Annotated in this window: 2 protein-coding genes; both read left to right on the top strand. The window is 26.7% G+C overall.

The window, feature by feature from the left end:
- Positions 1-454: 454 nt before the first annotated feature.
- On the top strand, positions 455-1,333 hold the full coding sequence (locus tag EHV01_RS05385; protein WP_422066560.1) for a hypothetical protein: 879 nt from the start codon (positions 455-457) through the stop codon (positions 1,331-1,333).
- A partial coding sequence (locus EHV01_RS05380) for a hypothetical protein (protein WP_422066559.1) occupies positions 1,324-1,603 on the top strand: 280 nt, incomplete at its 3' end. The genes EHV01_RS05385 and EHV01_RS05380, both read left to right, overlap by 10 nt.

Genomic DNA, 1,603 nt, shown 5'->3' with positions numbered 1-1,603 from the left:
TKTGNATAAATCAGATAATGACCAAAATAAAACACAATCTTTATTAACTAAAACCAAAGATTTAGAAAAACAAGCATATTTACAAGCATATCGTAAACAATATTATACTAAAATGTTTGATACTGTTTTAAAATATTATGGTTTATGAGATGGTACTGGTGAAAGACCTTATGGATTTGATTTTATTAGCGCTAGTTTAGTTGACCAAATGCGACAAAATGAATTAATTACTGCTAGATTAGATAATGGCACAATGGAACCCATAAGAGCTATAACTGAATATGACAATATTGATGAATTAGAAGCAACTAAATATTTTGAAAAAATAGAAGCATGACAAGATAAAATCCAAGCAAAAGAAATAGACCATAATAATAAATTACTAGAATATGATGAAACTGGTAATAATCAAAATGCCTTACAAGGTAGAACAGAAATTAAGGAGAATTAAAAAATGAGTAGAATTAACCCAGGTGTTATGGAAGAATTAAGAAGACAAGCCCATGATACTTTAATAGATATCAGAGAAAACACAAAAGACAATCGTCATTGAATGGTATTTCCTTTTAATGTTTATAGTTCATATATACCTGATACTGAAACAGGTTGAAAACCTAATAATGCTAAACCCAGTGATTATGGTAGTTATACAAGAATATTTGATAATATGGAAAGTACGATTGCACAATGACAAGATAGTTTAAAAATAGTACAAAAATATAAAGGTGAAGAAATTAATATTTTAACCGTTGATGATTTTAAAAATCAACCAATTAATTCAACAATATGAGCAAATAATGAAACACCTTTTGCGATAAAATTAAAAGATGAAAATAATAATGTTTATTGAAAATTAATTGATGGTGAAAATATTTATGATATTAATAGAATGCTAGAATACTTAAAGCAATATAAATTAAGTTATTTTATGAATAATGATAATAAAGCTGATAACTTTTATACAAAAGAAGTTAAAATTGGTAAATATTGAGATGCTTATATGATTGATGATAGAAGTTCAATTCAATTTGGTGAAGCTAAATTTGAACAAGTATTTACTCAACAATCAACTGAAAGACAATATACTTTATTAATTTTAGATGAAGATGCTGATAAATTAAATATTAATGATTATTATAATTTTTATACTGTATTTAATGACCGTGGATTAAATATTGGTGGTGGCGATATTAATTCTGCCCCCAAGATAGACAATGATTATATCCTTCAAATGTTATTAATTATTATTCACCTTATGATGGCAGTTTCTTATGACAAGAAATTACCTTTTCAAGTATTAATGACAAAATTAGTAATAGTGGGTTGGCAGTAAGACAATTTATTCAAACATCAGCACCCGGTGAAGGTTATTGTTTTCCTAAAATAACTTATGATGAAAAACTAAATAAAGGTATTGTTGAATTAGATGAAGTTTTATTAAAAGACCCAGGTGTTAGAGCAATGGCAGTTAAATTTTATGGTAATCCGATCTTTTTTGATATGCCAGTTATTGGTCGGCCAATTATTAAAGGGCAATTTAATAAAAAAGTTATGAATTCCCGTGATTTATTAATGTATAACATGTATCCTGCTCCCCCTWWMW

The organism is Spiroplasma sp. hy2 (assembly GCF_044714365.1).
Lineage (GTDB): Bacteria > Bacillota_I > Bacilli_A > Mycoplasmatales > Mycoplasmataceae > Spiroplasma > Spiroplasma phoeniceum.
The sequence above is the reverse complement of the archived record's forward strand: the minus strand, read 5'-3'. Positions and strand labels throughout refer to the sequence as shown.